The organism is uncultured Gimesia sp., assembly GCF_937919775.1.
Taxonomy (GTDB): Bacteria; Planctomycetota; Planctomycetia; order Planctomycetales; family Planctomycetaceae; genus Gimesia.
Window position 1 is genome coordinate 1 of record NZ_CALFPF010000587.1, and the last position, 3641, is coordinate 3641.

Here is a 3641-nt window from a genome sequence, read left to right on the forward strand (position 1 = left end):
TTCTTTCTACTCAGAACCGAAAGCAAGGGGCATCTCAGTAGAAACAGGATGATTCTGTCCATCTACGAGAACCACCTTGGGCTGATGCCGGCGCGCTTCTTTCTCTTTATACTCAGCATAGCTGGCAATAATTACCAGATCCTGAGGTTTCACAAGATGAGCGGCAGCTCCGTTAATACAAATCACTCCGGAGCCTGCCTCCCCCAGAATCGCATACGTTGTCAGGCGAGTACCTGAAGTGATGTTATAGATTTGTACTTGCTCATACTCAATGATGTCCGCAGCTTCCATTAAGTCCCGGTCAATCGTCACACTGCCATTGTACTCCAGGTTGGCTTCGGTCACGGTAGCCCGGTGAATTTTTGATTTGAGTAAAACGCGTTTCATCATTCTAAACCTAAAAGAAGAGCGACTTCTTTCCGACTGCAAAAAAATTGACTTCCTGATCAAACTGTCGGCGTATACTAACCAGACTTCTTATCTACTGGCAAGAATATATTCATTTGATCATATTCGGCACATTTCAAGTCTGTACCGGCGCGATTTCTGTGAAATGACCTTCATCAATATTATAGCCCGGTTTGTCTTCCTGACCATCCACTTTACGGATCCAGGGTTCGTCGGGTTTTGCGCCCAGCGCCCGGGCATATAAATAATAATAGGTAGGGATCAGAAACAGAACCAGAATGGTGGCCAGCATTAACCCGAAAATCAGACTGGCTGCCATCGGGATAATGATCTGCGCCTGGAACGAAGTCTCTTTCAGAATCGGAGCTAAACCGACAATCGTTGTCATTGACGTCAACAGGACAGGTCGAAAACGGCGCAGACCTGCATCGATCAAGGCTGCTTTTAACGGAAGTCCATCCGTAATGCGGTGATTGATGAAATCGATTAACACAATCGAGTCATTTACCACGACCCCCGTTAAAGCGACCAGACCGAATAATGAAAACAATGTCAACTCCATGCCCAGAATTGCATGACCAAATACGGCACCGATAATTCCGAACGGGATAATCCCCAGAATAATCAATGGTTGAATATAAGATCGAAATTCCACAGTCAGCAACGCAAACATCGAAGCCAGCGCGATCAGCAGTCCGATAATCAGACTATTGACCGATTCATCCGTCTGTTCCTGCTGGCCTTCCCAGCGGACCCGGACATCGGGATATTTGGTCAATAACTGATCCATGAAACCTCCCGGCTTCTTGAGTGCCTGTACGATTTCGCGTGCATTCCCTTCTTTTTCATTCAAATCCGAATACACGGTAATGGAGCGTTGCTGATCAATGCGATTGATCTCTGAGTAACCCCGTTTCACAGTCACGTCAGCCAGTTCCGTTAATGGTCGCTCGGCTCCATCTCCTGTTCGAACTCGAATATCATCGAAACTCATCAGCGAACGACGTTCTTCCTCCGGATAACGAACCATCAGTTTCACTTCATGACGGCCCCGCTGCAGCCGCATCACTTCTTCGCCGTAATATGTAGCTCGAACCGTCTCTGCCACATCCGCCAGAGGGACTCCCATTGCGCGGGCATTGTCTTTGATTTTAATCTGGAACTCCCACTTGCCGGGGCTGGAGTCATCGTTGATATCCTTCACGCCGGGGTAGGTTCCCAGTTCCTGCTTACAGGCTTCCACCGCCGCTTCCAGTTCATCCAGATGTTTCCCGCTGGCCAACAGTTTGAATTCAATCGGTTTGCCCCCGGGGCCCATCGTGGGAGAATTAAAAGTCAGTCGATCAACGCCGGGAATTTCACCGACCCGTTCTCTCCAGAGTTCGAGAATCGCTTCACTCCCCAGTGTGCGTTCCTCAGCTTCGACAATCTCCACACTGACTTTACCGATATGGCTCCCCTCCATAGCGCCACCAACCTGACCACCCGATTCATCCCGCGTTCCAAAACCAACATTCCTGCGGACCAGTTTGACCAGGGAATTACCATGCTGTTTCTGATAGTCTCGATCCAGTGCTTCAAAGGCCTCTTGAATTTTGCGAGTTGTCTCTCCCGTCAGCGCCTGTGGAGTTCCATCGGGAAACTCCACGGTTGCTTCAATCATCCGAAAATCGGTCTTCGGAAAGATATTAAACGGAGCAAAGCCTCCCAAAACCAGTCCCGCGGACAACAAGAGGAGAGCACCCGCCACCGCCAGGGTGGAACTGGGATAATTCAAGGACGCTTTTAACACCGGCTGATAACAGCGCTCGATGAACCAGTTCAGTTTGCGGCCTACAAAACCCAATTCCTGATCCTGGTTCTTTTCCCCCTTGCAAACTTTTCCGTGTGCCAAATGACAAGGAAGGATAAATGTACTTTCCAGCAGTGAGATTAATAACATTGCAATCACGGCGATCGGCATCACCGCAATAAATTTTCCCATGATCCCCGAAACGAACAATAAAGGCATAAAAGCGATCACGGTAGTCGTGACGGAAGCACAGACCGAAGGTAACACTTCCGTCGCACCGTCAATGGCAGCAGTAATGAACGACTTGCCCATCTGGCGATGTTCATAAACATTTTCTCCCACGACAATCGCGTCATCAACGACAATCCCTAATGCCATCAGGAAAGCAAACATCGAAAGCATATTCAATGTCTGTCCGGTATAATAAAGCACGATACACGCGCCAAACATGGAAATGGGAATCCCCATTGCAACCCAGAAGGCCAAACGAAATTCCAGGAAAATTGCCAGAGTAATGAAAACCAGAATCAGTCCCTGGAATCCATTACGGGTTAACAAATCCATTCGATCGCGAACATCGATGGACTGATCCTTCCACAGCTCCAGGGAATAACCCGGAGGCAGATTTGCGGTTTTCACATAGCCGCGGACTTCCTCGACGATCGCCAGCAGGTCTTCCTGTGCAGTCCGTTCTACAGAAATTGACAGTGCCGGTTTACCGTTAATTTCGCTGATCATCGTCGTATCGGTAAAATCATCCTGAACACGGCCCAAATCACCCACCGTTAACACAACTCCGCCCGCTTCTGTTACCAGGGGAATCTTCTCAATTTCACTGCCAATCAGATGTTTATTCTTGCCACGCAATAGTAAGACCTGTGAATCGGTAATCAATTTCCCGCCAGGCAGTTCCAGATTTTCCCTGCGTACGGTGCGCGCCACATCCTGCAATGTCAGGCCATATTTCCTGAGTGTGGCTTCCGGGATTTCGATATCAATCTGAAAATCGCGGGCGCCCGCAATATTCGCCTGCGAGACCGACTTGAGATGCAGCAGTTCGTCTCGAATACGCTCCGTAACGGACCGCAGCTCCCATTCTGCATTTTCATCCTCATTGTCAGGGCCAATCACAGCCACTTCGATCGCCACCTGCCGAAACGTGATCTGCTGCACTTCCGGATCTTCAGCCAGTTCCGGAAAACTGGGAATGCGATCGATCTCTGAACGGACCTCGTTCAATATTTTCTGCACGTCGGGCACATCGGCCCTTAATTCCAGCACCAGCGACCCCGAACCTTCGTTGGCAATCGAGGTCATCTTTTTAATCCCGTCAATCGAGCGCACGGCTTCTTCCATTTTCTGGCAGATGCCTTCCTCAACTTCATCAGGACTGGCTCCAGGATAAGGAACTGATACCAGAATGATTTCCAGCTCAAACTCC

Annotated in this window: 2 protein-coding genes; both read right to left on the bottom strand. The window is 49.3% G+C overall.

The window, feature by feature from the left end:
• Window positions 1-6: 6 nt before the first annotated feature.
• Window positions 7-387: an aspartate 1-decarboxylase gene (gene panD / locus Q0294_RS16925; RefSeq protein ID WP_299467818.1), complete on the bottom strand. Its 381-nt coding sequence runs from the start codon at window positions 385-387 to the stop codon at window positions 7-9.
• A gap of 136 nt (window positions 388-523) precedes the next feature.
• Window positions 524-3641: efflux RND transporter permease subunit (locus tag Q0294_RS16930; RefSeq protein ID WP_299467820.1), on the bottom strand; the 3118-nt coding region annotated here is incomplete at its 5' end.

Coding starts and splice junctions, on each gene's coding strand:
- panD (WP_299467818.1), bottom strand. CDS start 387: ATGAAACGCGTTTTACTCAAATCAAAAATTCACCGGGCTACCGTGACC.